The sequence below is a fragment of the Parafrigoribacterium mesophilum genome (assembly GCF_039652555.1).
Lineage (GTDB): Bacteria > Actinomycetota > Actinomycetes > Actinomycetales > Microbacteriaceae > Parafrigoribacterium > Parafrigoribacterium mesophilum.
This window is the reverse complement of sequence record NZ_JBDJAF010000004.1, coordinates 141,488-161,141: the sequence shown is the minus strand read 5'-3', so window position 1 is coordinate 161,141 and position 19,654 is coordinate 141,488. Positions and strand designations below refer to the sequence as shown.

Below are 19,654 nucleotides of genomic sequence, written 5' to 3'. Positions count from 1 at the left end.
TCGGCGGTTGGTGCCCTCCTGCATCCGTGCTCGGGCGCCTACCCTGACAGCATGACGCTCCGTCGGCCGCCGCGCTCGATCAGGCATCCTGTCGTCGCGGCCCGGCGGAGGGCGGTGCTGCCCCGGTGGGTGCGGCAGGTGGATGCAGCCGCCGGCCGCCGGATCAATGCGCGGGTGGTGCACCCGCGCATCGATGCCGGGTACCGCGCCCTGTCGCACGCGGCGAACCGCGGGACGCTGTGGACGGTCATCGCCGCGCTGCTGGCGCTGTCTGGTCGGCGGCGCGCGGCGGCGCGCGGACTGGTTTCGCTGACTGCGGCGAGCATTGTGGCGAACCTGATCGGCAAGCGGGTGTTCGGCGGAGACCGCCCGCTGCTGAAAGACATCCCGATCGGGCGGCGGTTGCGCCGATCACCCACCTCGGGGTCGTTCCCCTCTGGACACTCCGCCAGCGCCGCGGCGTTCACGGCCGGGGTGGCGCTGGAGTCCCCGGGAGCCGGAGCGAGCATCGCGCCGCTGGCCGCCGCGGTCGCCTACTCCCGACTGCACGTTGGCGCGCACTGGCTTTCGGATGTGCTGGGCGGGGCGGGGCTGGGAGCGGCCGTGGCCGTAATGGGCAAGCTCCTCGTCCCGGCCAAGACCGCGCATCCGTTCTCACCGCCGACCGCGTCGCCGATCCAGCTTCCTGCACTGCCGGACGGTCGGGGCGCGTTCATCGTGGTGAACCCCACCGCGGGCACCGGTGCGGGCGCCGCCAGCGGCGAGGTGATCGCGCGGCGGCTTCCCGGCGCGCGCGTGCACACTCTGCGGGAGGGGGAGGACCTCGGGGAGGTGCTGCGCACCGCTGTCGCGGCCGACCAACTGCAGGTGCTGGGGATTTGCGGCGGAGATGGCAGCGTCGCGGCGACAGCACACCTGGCGCGGGAGGCGGGCCTTCCGCTGGCCGTCTTCCCGGGTGGCACCTTCAACCACTTTGCACTCGCGCTGGGCGTCGAATCGATCCAGGACACCGTCGAGGCGGTGACCATCGGTCGGGGGCACCTGGTGGATGTCGCCGAACTGAGCGGTGCGACCACCGGCCCGATCACCGTGGTGAATACCGCTTCGGTGGGGATCTATCCGCGATTCGTCGCCGAGCGGGAGCGGCGGGAACCGCGCCTGGGCAAGTGGTTGGCTGGACTGGTCTCGGCGGTGTCGGTGCTCACGAGCGCCGGAAAGATCAGTCTCACGCTGAACGGGCGGCAACTGCGGGTGTGGTCGGTGTTCATCGGAGTCAATCGCTACTACCCGGCCGACGCGGCTCCCTCGCAGCGGATCAGGCTTGATGACGGCGTGCTCGATGTGCGCGTGCTGCACGCCGCCGCGTGGGCCCGCACGAGCGGTATTGTCGCTCTGGCGTTAGGCCGACGGGTTTCTGCGCTGCTGCAGGCACTGCGCCCGGCCGCTATCGCCATCGAGACGTTCACCACCGACGCGGTGGACCTTCTGGTGGACGCCGATTCCAGGGTCGATTCGGGCATCGCTCACGACGGTGAGGCCGCGATCGGGCACGATCGGTTTCGGGTCACGGCGCGCATCCTGCCCCGGGCTCTGCGGGTCTACAGCCCGCGGTGACCGCTGCAACCGCGCGACCCACCACCTCCCCCCGCACAACCCGTTTCAAGGAGTTTCTGTACTTCGGGTACCACCGCACAGGCATCCAGGCCGGTCGAGGACAGAAACTCCGTGAAACGGGATCAGACCGCGGGGAGGGACCAGGGGAGAGGGTACGGGAGGGGAGGGGAGGGGAGGAGCGGGGAGGGCCGGTCAGGCGGACGTCGGCACCGCGAACCAGGGCGGATGCACCGCGATACGGGGTTGGAACTGAAAGGACTGAAGAATGGTCCTCACTCGGGCCCGCGCTTTGTCGTTGGCGACACCGACGAGCGAGAACGCCGACAGCGGCACCGTGTCCTTGACCAGGAATTCCGCAGAGAGGGCCGCGCCAGAGTCTCGATCCGCCGAGAGCCTGCGCAGCATCCGCGCGTAGTCGTCGCTCGAGGCGGCGAAGTGTGCGCGCGGGTCGGCGGCGTCGCGGTCCGAGACCACGATGTCGGCGGCGGCACGACCCGGAAGCGCGGCGACTTTGCCGACCGTGCTGACGAAAATGACGAACTCGGATGCCGGCAGGGCGACGGCGGCGGAGGCAAGCCTCGGGTCGGTGGCGCCGGCTCGAATGGCTTCCCACAGGTGCGCGTCCGGCGACAGGTAAAAGGGCACGTAATCCGCCACCGCGGCAGTACCTGCCACGGCGGTGCTGCGTCGGAGGTTCCGGTTGTCGTGCGACGATACGTCCACCGCCGGCCGGGCCGACCAGGCGTCGTACGCGTCGGCGAACAACCCCCCCGAGTTGAGAATGCCCTCCAGATTGCTCAGGTGGGTGACGTGGTGGATGCGTTGGTCCGCGACGTTGATCGGACGCTTCGATGCGGTCGCCGTGCGCGAGCTGCCGGCCGCCACCCGCGCCGAGGCACGAGTCGCCGACGTGCCAGTTGCCGCCCGTGAGGCCGGAACCCCCTTCGGGGCAACCTTGGGGCTGCACAGGTCGCAGCGGCTGAGTTCAAGTCCATGGATGCATTCGGGCACAGGTTGAATTTTACGGGGCGTACGCCACCCGCGCTGCCGCCTGCCCGTTCCGGGCGGTGGCTCCTAGGGTGGGGAGATGACCAGACCCTCGACGCGCGAGCCACACCGTGCTCCGACTGGCGCCGGAGCGATTCGCCAATTCTTCGGAGGCATCGCCTGCCTGGGCCGCGGGTTCCGGCTCTGGAGCACCTCGCCGCGGCTCATGCTCCTGGGCGCCGTCCCGGCGATCATCGTCGGCATGCTCTACGCGGCAGCCGTGGTCGTGCTGGTCGTGAATCTCGCGGTCGTGGCCGACTGGATCACCCCGTTCGCCCACGGGTTCAGTGCGCCATGGCGTGACGCGGTCAGGGTCGCGGCCGGTGCGGCCGTTCTGATCGCTGCCATCCTCGTGGCCGTGTTCACCTTCGCCGCGCTGACCCTGGCGGTGGGCGACCCGTTCTACGAACGGATTTGGCGGGAGGTAGAACGACGAGCGGGCCAGCCGCCGGTCACCGTGGATGCGCCGTTCCTGCGGCAGGTCTGGCGCGGTATCGGCAATGCCCTGCGTCTGCTCGGCATCACCGTGCTGGTCGCCGTCGTGCTGTTCGTCGGCGGGCTCATCCCCGTGGTGGGCCAAACCGTCGTGCCCGTGCTCGGCGCGGCTCTCGGTGGCTGGATCCTCACCGTGGAGCTGACCGGCTTCGCGTTCGACGCGCGCGACCTCACCTTCCGACAGCGACGACGGATGCTCGCCACCAACCGGGCGGGCGCGCTCGGTTTCGGCATGGCCACCTACTTGTTGTTCTTGGTGCCGTTCGCGGCCGTGGTCACCATGCCGGCGGCCGTCGCCGGTGCCACGGTGCTGGCCAGGGACGCGCTGGGCCTGACCCGGAAAGACGCCGTACCGTCGGGACCTTGAGCGCCGGCCCGGTCGGGCTTAGTCTGACCGCTGTGACTTCGGACGCACTGGCCGACAGACTCCGGGCCGCCGGATGCGTCTTCGCCGACGACGAAGCACGTCTGCTGACCGAGGCGGCAGACTCGCCGACGGAACTGGAACGCCTGGCGAACTCCCGCATCGCCGGGACCCCTCTCGAGCATGTACTCGGCTGGGCGGAGTTCTGCGGGCTGCGGATCGCCGTTGACGGCGGGGTTTTCGTGCCCCGTCGGCGGACGCAGCTGCTGGTGCGCCGGGGGGTCGCCCTCGCGGGCCCGGGATCCGTCGTGGTCGAGCTGTGCTGCGGCTCCGGTGCCATCGCAACCGCCATGATGGCGGCGCTGCCGCACCTGGAGCTGTACGCGGTGGACCTCGATCCGGCCGCGGTGAGCTGTGCCAGACGCAATCTGGCCGATTCGCCGGCGCGGGTCATGCAGGGTGACCTGTACGACCCCCTGCCGGGCGGCCTGCGCGGGCACATCGACCTGCTCCTGGCCAACGCACCGTATGTCCCGACCGACGCGATCGGCCTGATGCCGCACGAGGCGCGATCACACGAACCGGCCGTGGCGCTCGATGGTGGGCACGACGGCCTTCAGGTGCAGCGCAGAATCGCCGCGGAGGCCACATCCTGGCTGGCGCCCGGCGGCCACCTGCTGGTGGAAACCAGCCGCTCTCAGGCGCCGCGCAGTCTCGGCATTCTGCGCGACAACGGCCTGGATGCCCGCGTGGTGCGTTCGGCAACGCTCGACGCGACCGTCGTGGTGGGGATCCGGCCGGCTACCGGATGATCCGCACGAAGTACGGGTCGCTGAGGTGCGGGTCCGCGAAGAACGAACTGGCGTAGAACGGGTCTGCGAGATACAGATCCGAAGCACGTGGTGCCACCCAACGCGGCATCCGCGTCGGGCGGACCCGGACGTCGATGTCCACGCCGGACGGCGGGGTGGTCTGCCGCGGGGCCGAGTACCGGAACCTCACCAGTGGGTGGTCCCTGTCGTAGCTGGCGCGCGAGCTGGGGTCCCGGAGGATGCGGTAGGCAGCCAGGACCGACCGCAACTCGGCGTCCGGCGCCTCGGATGGATCCCGGGTGTCCGGATGAAAGCGGCGCACCAGCGCGCGGAAGGCGCTGCGAACTTCGGAGGGGGAGGCTTCCCTCGAAACCCCCAGAACGGTGTACGGATCCGGTGATACGGGCATGGGCGGTGTCCCAGGTGCTGCTTCTAGCGTCATCTTCCGGCGCGGTGCCGTGGCCGGCGCTCCACGCGATACCCAGTTTTATAGCACGCGGGCCGTGCTACATCAAGATGCATCCGTTCAGCGGGTGAGCATGCCGGCGCGTTCTGGATGCCGCTCGAACCAGTCCCCGACATACCAGCACATGGGTACTACGCGAAGGTCCGTGGTGGCCTCTACGTCATTCACCGCGAACGCCACGATTTCGCCGGCGAGCCCCTTGCCCCGATGCGTCGGAGACGTGTACGTGCGGTGGAACGAGATCGACTTCCCGTTGATCGAGTAATCGACGACGCTCGCCAACTCGCCGTCGATGCGCAGAGCGTAACGCCGGTTGTCCGGTTCGTGGCGGCATTCCGTGGCCATGAGTCAACGGTACTCGCGTGTTCGGTCGCCGGGAGAACTAGCCTTGCCTTCGGAGGTGCAACAGTGGCGACCTGGTGGACGAGCGACACGCACTTCTCGCACGCGAACATCATCAAATACACGAACCGGCCGTTCGCCGATGTGCGTCAGATGAATGCCGAACTCATCCGGCGCTGGAACAGCATCGTGGCGCCTGCCGACGATGTCTGGCATTTGGGCGATCTGGCGCTGGGGCAGGACATCAGCGACCAGGTAGCGATGACGGCGGTGCTGCACGGGCACCGCCGGCTGGTTCCCGGCAACCACGACAGGGTGGCGAGCTTTTTCGAGGGCGGCGACCAGCGTGAGCGCTTCGAGGCCGTGTATGAGGCGGCCGGCTGGGAGATCATGCCGGAGGAGTTCGAGCATGACATCGCCTCCCATCGGGTGCTGGTCAGCCATTTTCCGTACCGGGGCGATTCGAAAAATGGGCCGGACCGCTACCGGGCACATCGACCGGTCGACCGGGGGCTGCCGATTCTGCACGGCCACGTGCACACCGAATTCGCCGAACGCGGGCGCCAGTTCAACGTCGGAGTCGACGTGCGGGGATACGCACCGGTGCCCCAGGACGAGGTGATCGCCTGGCTGCAACGCCTCGACGCTGCCGGGCCCCGCTGAATCCTGAGGTCACCACCGGACCGGCGCCGGGGCGAGTATACGATCGGGGCAGGCGCCGCAAAGACGGTTCCGCGCGCCGAATGTCGAAGGAGACACTGATATGGCGGATGCCACCAGCGAGACAGCGGTGCTGTGGGGCACCGCAGAGGACGGCCACCGCGACGGCCGGGAACTCGTCATCATGATGCACGGCCGCGGCGGGAAGGAGAGCGACCTTTTCGGGCTGGCCCGCTTCTTCCTCCCGGAATCGACGGTCGTCGCGTCGCTGCGAGCACCGAACGTTTATGGCAGCGGATACGCGTGGTATTCGGAGGATCCCCAGGCCGAACTTGCGGCGTCGGTGGCCGGCGTGCTCGCCTGGCTGGACGGACTCAGCTTCACCCCCGCCGGTGTCGGGCTGATGGGCTTCTCCCAGGGGGCGCGGATGGCGCTGCAATTGCTGCGGCAGGCCCCTGGCCGGTTCCGTTACGCGCTGCCGCTCAGCGGCGCCGTCGCCGAGGGCGAGCATCCAGGGGACGCGGCGCTTGCAGCGGCGACGCCCCGCGTGCCGGTGTTCTGGGGCCATGGCGATGCCGACGAGGCCATCGCACCCGAGTCGATCGAGCACACCAGGGCGTGGCTGGGAGAGCACACCCGGGCGGAGGAACACGTCTACCCGATGGGGCACACGATCGCCCAGGACGAGTTGGCCGACCTGAAACGGTTCGTGGCTGCCCAACACTGATCCGCTGCCAGAACCCCGAGCGGTGGCGAGGCTGACCCGGAGCGGGTACTACTGGGAGGCCAACGGAAGGACTCGCCATGAGTGCACAAAGGTATCGCCGGCGCGGCACCGAAACGGAGCAGGACTCCGCTGCAGTGCCCGTCGAATCGCAGAATTCGTTGCGCGAAGACGTCCTCGAACGGGAGCAACGCAACTTCGGGGGCATCAAGGTCGGCTCGGCCTTCTTCGGCTGGGTCGCCGCCATGGGAATCGCCGTGCTCCTCACTGCGTTGGTGGCCGCGACCGGGGCCGCCATCGGACAGAAGGCCTCGGGCAACCTCGGAAAGGCCGTGAACGACAATGCATCAGCGATCGGTCTGTGGGGCGCCGTGGTGCTCGCCGTGATCATGTTCATCGCCTACTACTGCGGCGGCTACGTCGCGGGCCGGATGGCGCGGTTCAACGGTGCGCTGCAGGGCCTCACCGTGTGGCTGTGGGCGGTGGTCATCGCGATTATCATCGCGATCCTCACGGCGGTCGCCGGCTCGCAATATGACATCCTGAGCAACATCAACGGGTTCCCAAGGATTCCCATGAGCGCAGCCGACCTGACCACGGCCGGTATCGTCACGGCGATCGTCATCGCCCTGGTCAGCCTCGGCGGGGCGCTCCTCGGCGGCATCGCTGGCATGCGTTACCACCGGCACGTGGACCGGGCTGGGCTGGGCCGCTGACCCCGGCCGACCGATATCCCGCCGCTGTCCGCAGTGACGGCGGCACCGACGACAAGGAACAACGATGATCACCACTACCAATTTCGGCGCTCTGATGGGCGCCCCCGTGCTCGGCCCCGACGACGAGAAGATCGGTACCGTCGGTCAAGTGTTCGTCGATCCGACCACCGGCAGGCCGAACTGGATGACCGTGCACACCGGATGGTTCGGCCGGTCGGAGTCGTTCGTGCCGCTGGACACCGCCGAGTGGGACCACGAGCGCGTGCACATCCAGTACGGCAAGGACTTCATCAAGGACGCTCCACGAGTGGACACCGACGGCGCTCTCGGGCAGAGCGAGGAGGACGAGCTCTACAACTACTACGGCATGTCGCACGCCGAGGACGGCGACCGCGCCTCCGGAGTGGGCAGCGACGACCCGTCCGGCGGCAGTCCGTCGGCGTACATGGACACCGAACGCGGCCCGAATTCGGACCGCCCGACCGGCAGCGACTACGGACACACCGGCGTCGCCCACGTGGGGGCGCATGCGGCGGACACCGAACCGGATGCGAACGCTCACGCCGAGCCAGACGCGGACACCCAGACCAGCGCGGACACCCAGACCAGCGCGGACACCGACAGGTCGGACGAACGGCCGAGCCGACGGATGCGCCGGTTCGTCGTCACCGAAATGTACGTCGAGGACGACGGATCACTGTCCGAGGCGGACTCCGCGTCACCGGGGCGCGCCGACGACGGCCAGCCCGGAGACCGCTAGGGTCAGCGGCGCAGTTCGAATCCAGCGTCACCGGTCGGGGTCAGTTCGCTGACCTCGACCGCGTCGACGGTGGCCCACCGCGGTCCCGATTCCAGCCAGCTGAGCAACTGCGACACGCGGTCGACCGGGCCTTGGACCTCCACTTCCACCGTTCCGTCAGCCCGGTTGCGGGCGAAACCGGTCAGTGCCAGTGCGCGCGCCTGCGATCTCGTGCCGGCCCTGAAGCCAACGCCCTGCACCTGGCCGCGTACGATGGCGCGTCTGCGGATGACCTCCATCGTTCCACGCTACCCGCCGGATCCGCGGCCGATCCTTCGGAACAGCCGCGCCGGCTTGCCGACGCCGCCAGTGCGGCGGTTTCCGGTCGCCGCCAGACGCGATTCCATCGAACGCCGGAAGGTGTCCCGCATCAGCGGCCCGCCGGCAACGGCCTCGTGGAGCCGTTGGAGCTCGCGCAGGGTGAATTCGTCGCCGAGCACGCCGGCGGGGTCGGGAGTGTCCGCGTAGTCGGAGCGAACCCGCGCGAGCGCGCGGTCGATGATCTCGTCGTGGTCGAAGGCGAGCCCGCGTGCCTGATTGACCGGTTCCACGGCGACCCCGGTGAGCGACTCGGGCGGCACCATCACCAGGTGGGCGACCGACACCACCCAGCCCCTGCTGTCCCGGCCGGGCGCGTCGAACACGTGCAGTTGAGTGGGGGTCAGCCCATTGATACCGGCCTTGTCCCTCAGGCAGCGGCGCACCGCATCCGCCAGCGTCTCACCCTCGCGCACCAGCGTGCCCGGCAGGCGCCACTGCGTCCCGCTGGACACCAGCGCGACGCACAGCTCCGATTCGAACACGGTGAGCACCGCGGTGGCGACGGCCAGATGCGGACGCGGGCGGTCGAGGAGACCCGGCGAGTGGTCGTCGGTGTGCTCGCTCACCCGGCAATACTCGCATATCGGCGCGCGTATGTCGTTGCATGCATATGTTGTTCAGCGCACGTGCTGGGACAGAGCCGCCTCAATACTCGCCAGAACCTCCGGAGAGTCGGGTTCGATGGCGCTGCGAAATCGGTGCACCTCGCCGGAGGGTGCCACAACGAACTTCTCGAAGTTCCACTTCACCTTGCCGGCCGTGCCCGTCGCATCCGGTACCTTCGTCAACTCCGCGTACAGCGGATGCTGGGACCTGCCCTTCACGTGCGTCTTCTCGAACAGCGGAAAGTCCACCCCGTAGGTCGTGGAGCAGAACTCTTGAATCGTCGCCGCGCTGCCCGGCTCCTGCATGAACTGGTTGCACGGAAAGCCCAGCACGGTGAAGCCGCGGTTGCCGTAGGTTTTCTGCAACCGTTCGAGCGCGGCGTATTGCGGGGTGAAACCGCACTTCGAGGCGACGTTCACCACCAGAACGACCTTGTCGGCGTACTCGGCGAACGTGGTGCGCCGACCGTCGATGGTGGTCAGCGGGATCTCGGTCAGTGCCATGGTGTCAGTGTAGATCGGTGATGGTGGGAAAGCGCCGCCCGGGCTGCGAGAGTGTGCTGGAGGGCTGGAGGGCTGGAGGGCTGGAGGGCTGGTCAGGAGGTCACCGACGGCGCTGAGCGGCACGGGCGAAGCTCTCGAACACCGTCTGGCCGAGCCGCAGCAGGCGGGACTCTGCGGCGGTGAAGTCGTCCACGATCCGGTCGCGCACTTCCGGGCTCAGGTCGGCCGCCATGGCCGGTGTCGTGAGCCACTCGTCGAGCATCTGCCGGTCCAATTCGAGGTGGAACTGGATGCCGAGGGCGCTGCCGATGCGGAAGGACTGATTGGGCGTCGTCGTCGTTGCCGCGAGCACCGTCGCACCGTCGGGCGCGTCCACGGCGTCGCGATGCCAGTGCAGAACCTGATGCGTGTCTCCAGCTGACCCGAACACCAGGTCATCACCCAACACCTCGACCGGTCCGATCCCGAACTCGGCCGCCGCGGCCCGGTGCAGCGATCCGCCCAGTGCCGCCGCGATGATCTGATGCCCCAGGCAGACGCCGAGTAGTGGAACATCGGCATCGAAGGCCGCCCGCGCCAGCCCCGCCTCCAACTCGAGTCCCGGGTGCGCGTCGACGTCGCGGGCACCCATCGGCCCGCCAAGGATCACCACACCGGCGAGGTCCTCGACCGGCGGCAGGGCTTCCGGATCCCGCGCGTCGACGACGGTCTCGGCCAGCCAGGGCAGGCCGAATTCGGTGAGGGTCGCCCCGATCAGTCCCGGGCGCTCTACCGCGACATGTTGAAGGATGAGGACGCTTCGTGTCATCCGCCCATTCTCACCCATCCAATCGGATGCGCGAGCGAGCACGCCGACTGTCGGGGGTGCGGGTTAGCCTCGGTTAATTGGCAAACACAGTCAACCGGCGAACGATCACCGTGGCAGGGAGGAATCGCAGTGTTTCTGTTGAACGGCGCGGTCGTCTACAGCGCCAGCGATCTGAGCGCCGCCGCAACCTGCGAGTGGGCGCTGATGCGCAAGCTCGACGCCAAGCTCGGCCGCGTTCCGCCGGTGATTGAGCCGGAAGACGACATGCTCGCCCGCACCGCCATCCTCGGCGACGTGCACGAGCACCGGCTGCTTGAACAGCTGCGTCGCAGTCGCGAGGTCGTGGAGTTCGAACGGCCTTCGCCGAACCTGGCGGCGCTGACGGCGGCGGCAGCGGCCTCGGAACTGGCCCTGGGCGGCGGCGCGGACGTGCTGTTCCAACCCACCTTCTTCGACGGGCGGATGCTCGGCTTCGCGGACTTCATCATGCGGCTGCCCGATGGCCGCTACGAGGTGTACGACGCGAAGCTGGCCCGCCATGCGAAGATCACCGCCCTGTTGCAGGTGGCCGCGTACAGTGAGCAACTGCAACGCTTGCGGATACCGATCGGCGATGAGGTTCATCTGCTGCTCGGCGATGGCAGCACCAGCACCCACCGGTTGCGCGACATTCTGCCGGTCTACCGCAAACGCCGGATCCGGCTGCAGCAGATGGTCGACGGCCGCGTCGCCGACCCCCAGCCCACGCCCTGGGGCGACACACGGTACACCGCGTGCGGACGTTGCGCCGCCTGCGCTGAGCAGATCGAGCTGCACCGTGACGTTCTACTGGTGGCCGGAATGCGTCCCACCCAGCGTGCAAAGCTCGCCGATGCTGGAGTCAGAACGATCGAGGACCTGGCCGTCGTCGCCGGGCCGGTCGCCGGCATGACCGACACCACCCTGGCTACGCTGAGCGCCCAGGCGGCACTGCAATTGCGCGGCCCGCTGGCCTTCGAGGTGTTCAATCCCACCGCGCTCACCGCGCTGCCGGCTCCAGATGATGGCGACATCTTCTTCGACTTCGAGGGCGACCCGCTGTTCCAGTCCGGCCACGTCTGGGGTCTTGACTATCTGTTCGGGCTCGTGGAGCCGGATGACACCTTCCGTGCGTTCTGGGCGCACAGCCTGGCTGAGGAGGCCGTGGCGCTCGCCGGGTTCCTGGATTATGTCGCAGCACGGCGGGCGCGGCATCCGGGAATGCACATCTACCACTACGCGTCCTACGAACGCACGCACCTGCTCACCATCGCCGCCCGGCACGGCGTGGGCGAGGAGGCCGTCGACGACCTGCTGCGCAACAACGTGCTCGTGGACCTGTACCCGATCGTGCGGCGGGCGGTGCGGGTCGGCAACCACAGCTACTCGCTCAAGAAGCTCGAACCGCTTTATATGGGGGACGACGAACGCGAAGGAGTGGCCAACGCGGCCGACTCGATCATCGAGTACGTGCGGTCACGGGAGCTGCTGGCGGCGGGCGACACCCAGGCCGCGGACGTGATACTCCAGGACATCGCTCGCTACAACGCCTACGACTGCCGTTCCACGCTGCGGCTACGGAACTGGTTGCTGGAGCGGGCCCGCGAGGCGGCGGTCGAGGTGGCCGCCCACAGCGACCTGGTGCTCGACGTGCCTATCCGGGAACCGGACCCGGTCTATCTGCACCTGAGCGCCCTGCTCCCGCCCGCGGGCACGGTGGACCGCACACCCGACGGCACTGCGCTGGCTCTGGCCGCCGCCGCCATTGACTACCACCGTCGGGAACAGAAGACCTTCTGGTGGGAGCATTTCCGCCGGCTCACTGCTCCGGTATGGGAATGGGCCGATCAACGCGACGTGCTCATCATCACCGAAGCGCAGACGCTCGTTCCCTGGCACCGCGATGGCCGGCAGAAGTCGCTGCGCCGGATCCTGCGGGTGAGCGGTTCGCTCGGACCGGGCAGCTCCATCGGTGTGGGGGCGGCGCCGTTCCTCCTCTACGACGTGCCCTACCCGCCGATCACCCGCAGCACGCAGCCGGGCGCCCGCACTGCGCACAACAAGGTGACCGTGCTGGAGGTGATCGACGAGAACGTCTTCGTGCTGGAGGAGCGTCTCGAGGCGGACGCTCCGGAGCACGATGAACTGCCCATGGCATTCACTCCGGCCACCCCGCCTCCGCCAGGGACGCAGGTGGGGGCGATCTCGCAGTGGGGCGCCGACGTTCTGGGCGCTTACCCGCGGATGCTTCGGGACCCCGCCTTCGACATCCTGCGCCGGCAGCCGCCGAACGGCCCGCTGGTTCGCGGAGAATCGGCGATCGACTCGATCCGCGACAGTCTGCTCGCGCTAAAGCGGAGTTACCTGGCCGTGCAGGGTCCGCCCGGCACGGGCAAGACCTACACAGGGTCGCGGGTGATCGCTCAATTGGTGGCCCGGCACGGCTGGAAGGTCGGCGTCGTCGCCCAGTCGCACGCGGCGGTGGAGAACATGCTCACCGCGGTGCTGGATGCCGGACTCGACCCCTCCCGTGTCGGCAAGAAGCCGAAGCAGGGCGACAGTGAGACGGCGGTGCCGTGGACGTCACTGAAGGCCCAGGAGATCCCCGCCTTCGCGCGGGAGGACGGATTCGTGCTGGGCGGCACCGCCTGGGACTTCAGCAACCCGGAGCGTGTGCCGCGCGGCAGTCTTGACTTACTCGTCATCGACGAAGCCGGCCAGTTCTCGCTGGCGAGCACCATCGCCGCCTCGGTCGCAGCCCAGCGTCTGCTGCTGCTCGGTGATCCGCAGCAACTACCCCAGGTGAGCCAGGGCACCCACCCCGAGCCCGTCGACGACTCGGCCCTCGGCTGGCTCAGCGACGGGCACAACGTGCTGCCCGACGAGTTGGGATTCTTCCTGGCGTGCAGTTGGCGGATGCATCCGCAACTTTGCGCGGCCGTGTCGCAGCTGGCCTACGAAGGCAAACTCGCCTCGGCTGCCGCACCTCGGCTGCTGGAATCGGCCGCGCCGGGTCTCCATCCGATTCCTGTGCGTCACTGGTTCAACTCCACCTCATCCGCCGAAGAAGCCGACCGGGTTGTCGAGATCGCCCGGTCACTGCTCGGGCGAGACTGGACCTGCGACGGCGTGACGCGGCCGCTGCAGCAGGGTGACGTGATCGTGGTGGCGCCGTACAACGCTCAGGTGGAGCTGATTCGGCAGCGGATGCGTGCGGCCGGGATGCCGTTGGTGCCCGTCGGGACGGTGGACAAGTTCCAGGGCCAGGAGGCCGCGGTGTCGATCGTGTCGCTGGCCGCATCCTCGGCCGCCGAGGTCCCGCGCGGCCTGGAGTTTTTGTTGCTGCCCAACCGTCTCAATGTTGCAATTTCCCGGGCGCAGTGGGCGGCGTACCTGCTGTATTCGCCCGCGCTCACCGAGTACCTGCCGACGAACGCGACCACGCTCGCGCACCTGAGTGCGTTCATCAATCTGGTGGAGCCGGCCCCGCACTGGTGATCAACAGTGCGCTCACGCGGTACGCCTACGTTGGGCGATCCTCATCCAGCGGTGCGTCATCGTCGTCCTCGACCTCGACCCGCTCGTCGGGATCCAGGGTCGGTGGGGGCGACGGTTCTTCCGTCTCGTCCGAGAGGTCGACCTCGCGCTCGTCCTCGGGGTTGGGTTCGAAGTCGCTGTCCATGCGCAGAGCATACGTCGGAAGGGCGCCGGCGGGCAGGGGCTAGCCGTGCTGGATCGGGATGCTCGCGGTGTCCTCATACCTGCGCTCGCGCCGTGGAATGAACGCGGCCAGCACGACACCGGCCAGCGACACCGCCGCCCCGAGGATGAAAATGAGCTGGAACGCGTGCTCGGTCGGGATCTCCACCCCGGCTGACGCGGTCACGTTGGTCGACAGGATGATGCCGATGAGGGTGGCGGACACGGTGGACCCGAGAGTGCGCATGACCGAGTTCAGTCCGTTCGCCGCACCGGTCTCCGTCGGCGGAACGGAGTGCATGATCAGGGTGGGCATCGCGGCATAGGCGAACCCGATGCCGACGCCGAGCATGACGGAGATCAGCGCGACGTGCCACACCTCGTCCATGAGCAGCAGCGAAAGCGCGAACGCGACGGCGATGATGCTGCCGCCGAGGATCAGGCTGGTGCGCGGCCCGCGGGCCGTCGACAGCCTGGCGGCGATGGGCGATACCAGGAACATCACGATTCCGTTCGGCATCAGCACCAGGCTGGCGACGATCAGGGTGGTGCCCAGGCCGACGCCGGTGGTGGTGGGCGATTCCAGCAGCACCGGGAGGGCCCCTGCGGTGATGAAGAACGCGAATCCGACCGAGACCGACGCGAGGTTGGTGAACAGCACCGGCCGGCGGGCAGTGACCCTCAGATCGATGAGCGGGTCTTTCGTGTGCATTTCGAAGAAACCCCATCCGATCAGCACCACGGTTCCGCCGATGAGCAGCGACAGCGTGACCGGGCTCGTCCAGCCCCACTCGCCGCCTTTGGACACCGGCAGCAGGATACCCACCAAGCCGATGGCGAACATCACCGCACCCGGGAAGTCGAATCGCCCGGCGGTGCGCAGGGTGCTCACCGGGATGATGGTGAACACCAGCACGAACGCGATGATCCCGAGCAGCGTGGACAGCCAGAACAGATAGTGCCAGTCGAAGGTCTGAGCGATGAACGCGGCGATGGGCAACCCAGCAGCTCCACCGACACCCAGGGTGGCGCTGACGAGCGCGACAGCCGAAGCCAGACGCTTGGGGTGGATCACATCGCGCAGGATGCTGATGCCCAGCGCGATGACGCCGAGGCCGATCCCCTGCAACGTGCGGCCGATGATCATCGGAACCAGGGTGACCGACAAGGCGGAGACGATCGAGCCGAATACCATGATCATCAGCAGCGCGAGCGCCGCGCGTCGCTTGCCGAACATGTCACCAAGTCGCCCGCTGATCGGCGTGGAAATCGCCGCGGCCAGCAGCGTGGAGGTGAGCACCCACTGCGCATCCGCGATGTTCGTGTCGAGGAGTTCCGGCAGCAACGGAATGACCGGGGTGACCAGTGTCTGCATGAATGCGGCGATCAGGCCGCTGGCCGACAGGGTGGCGATCATGGCGCCATCGCTGGCCCGTCTGGTCAGGCGTCGGCGTTCTTTGTCGCTGAGCCATTCGCCGGAATCCGCTGTCGTCATTGTGCACACTCTAACGGGCCAGCCGGGCCAGATAGGCTTTCCCCGCGGGTGAGATGCCTGCCGGGCGAACGGAAGGTCAACAAGGGTGCGGTTGTGAATCGGCGGGGAATTGCCATGATGTCGATGGCGCACGTCGTAGACGACCTCTATCAGGGAATCGTGCCTGCGATGCTGCCCTTCCTGGTGTCCGAGCGGCAGTACAGCTATGCCGCGGTTGCGGGGCTCACCCTGGCCGCCACCGTGCTGTCCTCGGTGGTTCAGCCGCTGTTCGGCTGGTGGTCGGACCGCAAACCGCGGCGCTGGTTGATCCCGACCGGCATGGCCACCGCCGCACTCGGGGTCGGCTTCGCCGGCATCTTCCCTAACTACGCGGCGACCTGGTTCGTGATTGCGGTCTCGGGCCTTGGCGTTGCTGCGTTCCACCCCTCCGCCGCATCGGCGGCCCGCCGGGCGGCCGGCAGCAGCAACAAGGGGATGAGCATCTTCGCCCTCGGCGGCAACATCGGCTTCGCGACCGGCTCGCTGATCGCCACGCCGGTACTGCTGGCGTTCGGCCTCAGCGGCACGATGTTGCTGGTCATCCCTGCCCTAGTGATGGCATCGATCCTCGCGCGGTTCCTTGGAACCGTGCTGGACGGACCGGTGGGCAACCGGCGCAAGTCGACAATGCCGACCGGCACCGACAACTGGCCCGGGTTCCTCGGGCTCACCTCCGTGGTGCTGACCCGGTCCGTGATCTTCTTCGGATTGACCTCCTTCATGGCGCTCTACTTCATCCACGAACTGCACACGTCGGTGGCGATCGGCGGCGTCGCATTGACCGTGTTCCTTGTGGCCGGCGCCTTCGGCACGCTGCTCGGGGGATGGATCGCTGACCGCTACGGGTCCATGGTCAGCATCAGGGGCGGGTTCCTCTTCGCCATCCCGGCGATGATCGGCTTGGTTGTGGCAAGCGACTGGCGGGTGGCCATGGTGTTCGTGGCGCTCAGCGGCATCGGCGTGTTCGTCCCGTTCAGCGTCTTCGTCATCCTGGGGCAGGACTATCTGCCCAACCGGATCGGCACGGCCAGCGGAGTCACGGTGGGGCTCTCGGTGACCGTCGGCGGACTGTTCAACCCGGTGCTCGGCGCCCTGGCCGACGCCACCAGCCTCCACTTCACCTTCGTGGTGCTCATCGGCCTCCCCGTGCTCGCGCTGATTCTCGCGCTGTTCTTGCGCGCACCGGCACGCCCCGATCACGACCAGAATGCAGCGGAACCGGCCTCGGTCTGACGACTCTGCGCGGGGCCGCTCGTGTCACACGCCCACGCGAACCAGCTGGCGCCGATAAAGTGATCTCGTTCCCTGTCGCCTAACCTGATGGAGCCAGCCATTACCGCCACCCTCACGCCACGTCCCACCGTCCGCACTCGTATCGACACCTTCTTCGAAATCACCAAACGAGGCTCGAACGTCAGCCGCGAAGTGCGCGGTGGTCTGGTCACCTTCATGACGATGGCGTACATCGTCGTACTGAACCCCCTCATCATCGGCGGCTTCGGCGCCGATCAGGCGACGTTGGATGTCGAGGGCGGGTGGCTGCAAGCAAGCCAGGTGGCCGCCGTCACCGGTCTGACCGCCGGCGTGATGACCATCCTGTTCGGCATGGTCGCGAACCTGCCGTTCGGCTTGGCCGCAGGCCTGGGCATCAACTCGTTCCTCGCCGTCAGCGTCGTCGGGCAGGTCACCTGGGCCGAGGCGATGGGACTGGTCGTCATCAACGGCCTCATCATCGTGCTGCTGTCGGCCACCAGTTTGCGGGAAATGATCTTCAAGGCCGTCCCGGCGCCGCTGAAGACCGCCATCACCGTGGGCATCGGCCTGTTCATCGCGTTCATCGGTCTGGTCGACTCCGGGTTCGTGCGCTCCAGCGGGGCGGCGACGCCTCCGGTGCAGCTGGGCGACGGGGGATCGATCAACACGATTCCCACCGTCATTTTCGTGCTCGGCCTGCTCATCATGGGTGTGCTGATGGCCCGCAAGGTCAAGGGTGCCCTGCTCATCGGCATCGTCGCCACCACCGTGCTCGCCATCATCGCCGAGGCCATCTTCAAGCTCGGCCCCGGTTTCAAGAACCCGGGCGGTTGGAACCTCAACGTGCCAGCCCTGCCGGAACAGATCGTCTCGATCCCCGACCTCAGCCTGATCGGTCAGTTCAGCTTCGGCGCGTTCGGCCGGATCGGGGTGCTCGCCGCGGTGATGCTGGTCTTCACCCTCGTGTTCACCAACTTCTTCGACGCAGTCGGAACCCTGACCGGCCTGACCAAAGAAGCCGGTCTTGCTGATGAGAAGGGCAACTTCCCCAGACTGAAGTCGGCACTGATCATCGAGGGCATCGGCGCCGTCGCCGGTGGTGCGACATCCGGGTCGTCGAACACCATCTTCATCGACTCCGCCGCCGGCGTCGGGGAGGGCGCCAGAACCGGACTGGCGAGCGTGGTGACCGGAGTGCTGTTCCTCGCCGCGATGTTCTTCACCCCGCTGACTCAGGTGGTACCGCTGGAGGTCGCTGGGGCGGCGCTCGTCGTCGTCGGCACGCTGATGGTGTCGCAGATCAAGGACATCGACTGGACCGATTTCTCCGTCGGCCTGCCGGTGTTCGTGACGATCGTGGTCATGCCGTTGACGTATTCCATTGCGAACGGCATCGGCGTTGGTTTCATCAGCTGGGTGATCGTGCGCTCGTTGGCCGGCAAGGCCCGCCGCATCTCCCCACTGATGTGGATCGTCGCGATCGGGTTCCTGCTCTACTTCGCCCGTGGACCGATTGAGGCGTTGTTCGCTTAGCGGTTCACTTCTCGTCGAGGAAGGGAACGCCCCAGTTCTCAATGTGCCAGTCGATCCAGCCGTTCAGCCGTTGCAGGCTCACCGTGACCGGGTAGTGCGTTCCTGAGTTCTTGGTCATGGTGCAGGTGAACTCGTCGCCGACGTGACTGGGCAGCGCGGCGGGGCAGTGGACCGTGAGGTGGGTGCCCAGCACAGAGGCATCCGAGGCGATCGACTGCTCCGCCTGGGCGCGGAACAACTCGGGAAGCGCCGAGACGGCAAGCCCGGGAACGGCGACGACCGACCCTACCTGCAGCGCGGCCAAGAGGGTCCAGGTAATCAGTGGGGTGAAACCGCGCCCTGACTCCCTGGTCGTGCGCACCGCACGCATGAACAGGTAGACCGGAGTGCTCAGCAGCGCCCAGGCCCACAGCGCCGGCCGATGGTATCCCGCGCTTTGGAGCGCCCACCTGTCGCACAGTGCGAGCACCAGCACGATGGGATACGGCAGGATCCAGATCGCCGCGAGCAGGCTCGTGCTGGCGCCCCAGCCGAAACCGGCCGCGACGAGGAGGCTCAGGGCCAGTTGGGCGAGCGGGAGCAGGGCGATGATCCATACCGGGCCCGTGCTCACCAACGACGGCGTGGGCGGGGCGGGAATCGGTTCCGCGGCGGCAGCCGGCATCGGCTGTGCGGCCTGCATCGAGGGTGCGGGTGTCCTGGACGGGGCCGGTGCCGTCGGTCGCCTCGGCGTCAAACCCGTGCTGAAGGCCGCGGCGGGTTCGGCTGGAAAGGCGGCGAACGCCTGCTCGGGTTCCAGCTCCGGTCCCCATTCGAAGAATCTGGAGAAATCCTCCGCGCTGGCCCCGATGGGGAAACCGGTGTCGGAGGCGCCCGATTCGCGTCGGGCGTTCGGGGCGGATGCGTCCGGTGCCGCTTGCGCCCGTTGATCGCGCGCACCCTGCTCCGGCTCCATGGTGAATACCCGGTCGTCGGATCGCTCGGCGCTGTTCGGCGACCAGGTCTTGGGCGGCTCGAGCTGCAACAGTGTTTCCGCCGTGGGGCGCCACTTGTCCATCCCGGCGTGGTCTTCTTGCTCGCGCTCCCGCCTGCGCTGCTCGCGCCGACTACGGCGAGTGGGCATTTCGTCGTCCGCCCAGGCGAAGCGGCGTTCGGCGGTCTCGCGCATCACCATCGGCTGCCGGGCCTCGGCGACGTCTTGCGTCCAGCCGATGCTGTCCCACCACCGCAGTTGTGGCAGTCCCATCGGATCCGGATACCAGCCAGCAGGGGCGTGCCCAAAATCCGTGTCTATCACGACATGATCCCCCCGAAACTTGGCTAGCGCTCAATAGCTTCG

At 67.8% G+C, this 19,654-nt stretch carries 20 protein-coding genes; 10 read left to right on the top strand and 10 right to left on the bottom strand.

The features are described 5' to 3' along the window. The first annotated feature begins 51 nt into the window (after nucleotides 1-51). Nucleotides 52-1,614, top strand: coding sequence for a bifunctional phosphatase PAP2/diacylglycerol kinase family protein (locus ABFX56_RS13910; protein ID WP_346233947.1), 1,563 nt, complete (start codon nucleotides 52-54; stop codon nucleotides 1,612-1,614). Between the two features lie 192 nt (nucleotides 1,615-1,806). Here the strand turns inward: ABFX56_RS13910 and ABFX56_RS13905 are convergent, their stop codons facing one another. Then, on the bottom strand, nucleotides 1,807-2,625 hold the full coding sequence (locus ABFX56_RS13905; protein ID WP_346233946.1) for a DarT ssDNA thymidine ADP-ribosyltransferase family protein: 819 nt from the start codon (nucleotides 2,623-2,625) through the stop codon (nucleotides 1,807-1,809). Between the two features lie 76 nt (nucleotides 2,626-2,701). Here ABFX56_RS13905 and ABFX56_RS13900 point away from each other — a divergent pair, with 76 nt between their 5' ends. Continuing rightward, nucleotides 2,702-3,523 carry an EI24 domain-containing protein gene (locus ABFX56_RS13900; RefSeq protein ID WP_346233945.1) on the top strand — a complete coding sequence of 274 codons (822 nt, stop codon included), beginning with the start codon at nucleotides 2,702-2,704 and terminating at the stop codon, nucleotides 3,521-3,523. A 32-nt stretch (nucleotides 3,524-3,555) separates the two neighbouring features. After that, the gene (locus tag ABFX56_RS13895; RefSeq protein ID WP_346233944.1) at nucleotides 3,556-4,332 is read left to right on the top strand and encodes a putative protein N(5)-glutamine methyltransferase; all 777 of its coding nucleotides are present in this window, start codon (nucleotides 3,556-3,558) and stop codon (nucleotides 4,330-4,332) included. Here the strand turns inward: ABFX56_RS13895 and ABFX56_RS13890 are convergent. Together ABFX56_RS13890 and ABFX56_RS13885 are read right to left on the bottom strand one after the other, a co-directional pair. Further along, a complete protein-coding gene (locus ABFX56_RS13890; RefSeq protein WP_346233943.1) occupies nucleotides 4,322-4,741 on the bottom strand; it encodes a J domain-containing protein in 420 nt (139 codons plus the stop codon). The genes ABFX56_RS13895 and ABFX56_RS13890 overlap by 11 nt on opposite strands. Nucleotides 4,742-4,858: 117 nt before the next feature. Further along, nucleotides 4,859-5,143, bottom strand: a complete 285-nt coding sequence (locus ABFX56_RS13885; RefSeq protein ID WP_346233942.1) for a GNAT family N-acetyltransferase — start codon at nucleotides 5,141-5,143, stop codon at nucleotides 4,859-4,861. Between the two features lie 63 nt (nucleotides 5,144-5,206). Between ABFX56_RS13885 and ABFX56_RS13880 the strand changes: the two genes are divergently transcribed. From ABFX56_RS13880 to ABFX56_RS13865, 4 genes are all read left to right on the top strand, one after another. Beyond that, nucleotides 5,207-5,803, top strand: a complete 597-nt coding sequence (locus ABFX56_RS13880; RefSeq protein ID WP_346233941.1) for a metallophosphoesterase family protein — start codon at nucleotides 5,207-5,209, stop codon at nucleotides 5,801-5,803. Nucleotides 5,804-5,903: 100 nt separating this feature from the next. After that, complete coding sequence (locus ABFX56_RS13875) at nucleotides 5,904-6,527, top strand: alpha/beta hydrolase (protein ID WP_346233940.1); 624 nt, start codon at nucleotides 5,904-5,906, stop codon at nucleotides 6,525-6,527. 77 nt (nucleotides 6,528-6,604) lie between these two features. Then, nucleotides 6,605-7,240 (top strand): hypothetical protein, encoded by a 636-nt coding sequence (locus ABFX56_RS13870; RefSeq protein WP_346233939.1) that lies wholly within the window; start codon nucleotides 6,605-6,607, stop codon nucleotides 7,238-7,240. Nucleotides 7,241-7,304: 64 nt separating this feature from the next. Further along, nucleotides 7,305-8,000, top strand: a complete 696-nt coding sequence (locus ABFX56_RS13865) for a PRC-barrel domain-containing protein (protein ID WP_346233938.1) — start codon at nucleotides 7,305-7,307, stop codon at nucleotides 7,998-8,000. Nucleotides 8,001-8,002: 2 nt separating this feature from the next. Here the strand turns inward: ABFX56_RS13865 and ABFX56_RS13860 are convergent, their stop codons facing one another. The 4 genes from ABFX56_RS13860 to ABFX56_RS13845 form a co-directional block, all read right to left on the bottom strand. Then, a complete protein-coding gene (locus ABFX56_RS13860) occupies nucleotides 8,003-8,278 on the bottom strand; it encodes an acylphosphatase (protein WP_346233937.1) in 276 nt (91 codons plus the stop codon). Nucleotides 8,279-8,287: 9 nt separating this feature from the next. Continuing rightward, nucleotides 8,288-8,926, bottom strand: coding sequence for an NUDIX hydrolase (locus ABFX56_RS13855; RefSeq protein WP_346233936.1), 639 nt, complete (start codon nucleotides 8,924-8,926; stop codon nucleotides 8,288-8,290). Between the two features lie 51 nt (nucleotides 8,927-8,977). Then, the gene (locus ABFX56_RS13850) at nucleotides 8,978-9,469 is read right to left on the bottom strand and encodes a glutathione peroxidase (RefSeq protein ID WP_346233935.1); all 492 of its coding nucleotides are present in this window, start codon (nucleotides 9,467-9,469) and stop codon (nucleotides 8,978-8,980) included. 100 nt (nucleotides 9,470-9,569) lie between these two features. Next, the gene (locus ABFX56_RS13845) at nucleotides 9,570-10,277 is read right to left on the bottom strand and encodes a type 1 glutamine amidotransferase (RefSeq protein WP_346233934.1); all 708 of its coding nucleotides are present in this window, start codon (nucleotides 10,275-10,277) and stop codon (nucleotides 9,570-9,572) included. Between the two features lie 129 nt (nucleotides 10,278-10,406). Between ABFX56_RS13845 and ABFX56_RS13840 the strand changes: the two genes are divergently transcribed. Continuing rightward, a complete protein-coding gene (locus ABFX56_RS13840) occupies nucleotides 10,407-13,793 on the top strand; it encodes a TM0106 family RecB-like putative nuclease (RefSeq protein ID WP_346233933.1) in 3,387 nt (1,128 codons plus the stop codon). 25 nt (nucleotides 13,794-13,818) lie between these two features. Here ABFX56_RS13840 and ABFX56_RS13835 read toward each other — a convergent pair whose 3' ends face one another. Both ABFX56_RS13835 and ABFX56_RS13830 read right to left on the bottom strand, forming a co-directional pair. Then, a complete protein-coding gene (locus tag ABFX56_RS13835; RefSeq protein ID WP_346233932.1) occupies nucleotides 13,819-13,977 on the bottom strand; it encodes a hypothetical protein in 159 nt (52 codons plus the stop codon). A gap of 39 nt (nucleotides 13,978-14,016) precedes the next feature. Next, complete coding sequence (locus tag ABFX56_RS13830) at nucleotides 14,017-15,489, bottom strand: MFS transporter (protein WP_346233931.1); 1,473 nt, start codon at nucleotides 15,487-15,489, stop codon at nucleotides 14,017-14,019. A gap of 114 nt (nucleotides 15,490-15,603) precedes the next feature. On the opposite strand from ABFX56_RS13830, the gene ABFX56_RS13825 reads away from it, so the two are divergent. Both ABFX56_RS13825 and ABFX56_RS13820 read left to right on the top strand, forming a co-directional pair. Then, entirely contained in the window at nucleotides 15,604-16,761 is a 1,158-nt protein-coding gene (locus ABFX56_RS13825) for an MFS transporter (RefSeq protein WP_346233930.1), read from the top strand. Between the two features lie 87 nt (nucleotides 16,762-16,848). Beyond that, a complete protein-coding gene (locus ABFX56_RS13820; protein ID WP_346233929.1) occupies nucleotides 16,849-18,315 on the top strand; it encodes an NCS2 family permease in 1,467 nt (488 codons plus the stop codon). A gap of 4 nt (nucleotides 18,316-18,319) precedes the next feature. Here the strand turns inward: ABFX56_RS13820 and ABFX56_RS13815 are convergent, their stop codons facing one another. Beyond that, nucleotides 18,320-19,612 carry a DUF2510 domain-containing protein gene (locus tag ABFX56_RS13815; RefSeq protein ID WP_346233928.1) on the bottom strand — a complete coding sequence of 431 codons (1,293 nt, stop codon included), beginning with the start codon at nucleotides 19,610-19,612 and terminating at the stop codon, nucleotides 18,320-18,322. Nucleotides 19,613-19,654: the final 42 nt, after the last annotated feature.

Excerpts from the sequence above, each read along its gene's own strand:
- ABFX56_RS13910 (WP_346233947.1), top strand. The coding sequence starts at position 52 with ATGACGCTCCGTCGGCCGCCGCGCTCGATCAGGCATCCTGTCGTCGCG.
- ABFX56_RS13900 (WP_346233945.1), top strand. The coding sequence starts at position 2,702 with ATGACCAGACCCTCGACGCGCGAGCCACACCGTGCTCCGACTGGCGCC.
- ABFX56_RS13890 (WP_346233943.1), bottom strand. The coding sequence starts at position 4,741 with ATGCCCGTATCACCGGATCCGTACACCGTTCTGGGGGTTTCGAGGGAA.
- ABFX56_RS13885 (WP_346233942.1), bottom strand. The coding sequence starts at position 5,143 with ATGGCCACGGAATGCCGCCACGAACCGGACAACCGGCGTTACGCTCTG.
- ABFX56_RS13875 (WP_346233940.1), top strand. The coding sequence starts at position 5,904 with ATGGCGGATGCCACCAGCGAGACAGCGGTGCTGTGGGGCACCGCAGAG.
- ABFX56_RS13870 (WP_346233939.1), top strand. The coding sequence starts at position 6,605 with ATGAGTGCACAAAGGTATCGCCGGCGCGGCACCGAAACGGAGCAGGAC.
- ABFX56_RS13865 (WP_346233938.1), top strand. The coding sequence starts at position 7,305 with ATGATCACCACTACCAATTTCGGCGCTCTGATGGGCGCCCCCGTGCTC.
- ABFX56_RS13860 (WP_346233937.1), bottom strand. The coding sequence starts at position 8,278 with ATGGAGGTCATCCGCAGACGCGCCATCGTACGCGGCCAGGTGCAGGGC.
- ABFX56_RS13850 (WP_346233935.1), bottom strand. The coding sequence starts at position 9,469 with ATGGCACTGACCGAGATCCCGCTGACCACCATCGACGGTCGGCGCACC.
- ABFX56_RS13845 (WP_346233934.1), bottom strand. The coding sequence starts at position 10,277 with ATGACACGAAGCGTCCTCATCCTTCAACATGTCGCGGTAGAGCGCCCG.
- ABFX56_RS13835 (WP_346233932.1), bottom strand. The coding sequence starts at position 13,977 with ATGGACAGCGACTTCGAACCCAACCCCGAGGACGAGCGCGAGGTCGAC.
- ABFX56_RS13830 (WP_346233931.1), bottom strand. The coding sequence starts at position 15,489 with ATGACGACAGCGGATTCCGGCGAATGGCTCAGCGACAAAGAACGCCGA.
- ABFX56_RS13825 (WP_346233930.1), top strand. The coding sequence starts at position 15,604 with ATGATGTCGATGGCGCACGTCGTAGACGACCTCTATCAGGGAATCGTG.
- ABFX56_RS13820 (WP_346233929.1), top strand. The coding sequence starts at position 16,849 with ATGGAGCCAGCCATTACCGCCACCCTCACGCCACGTCCCACCGTCCGC.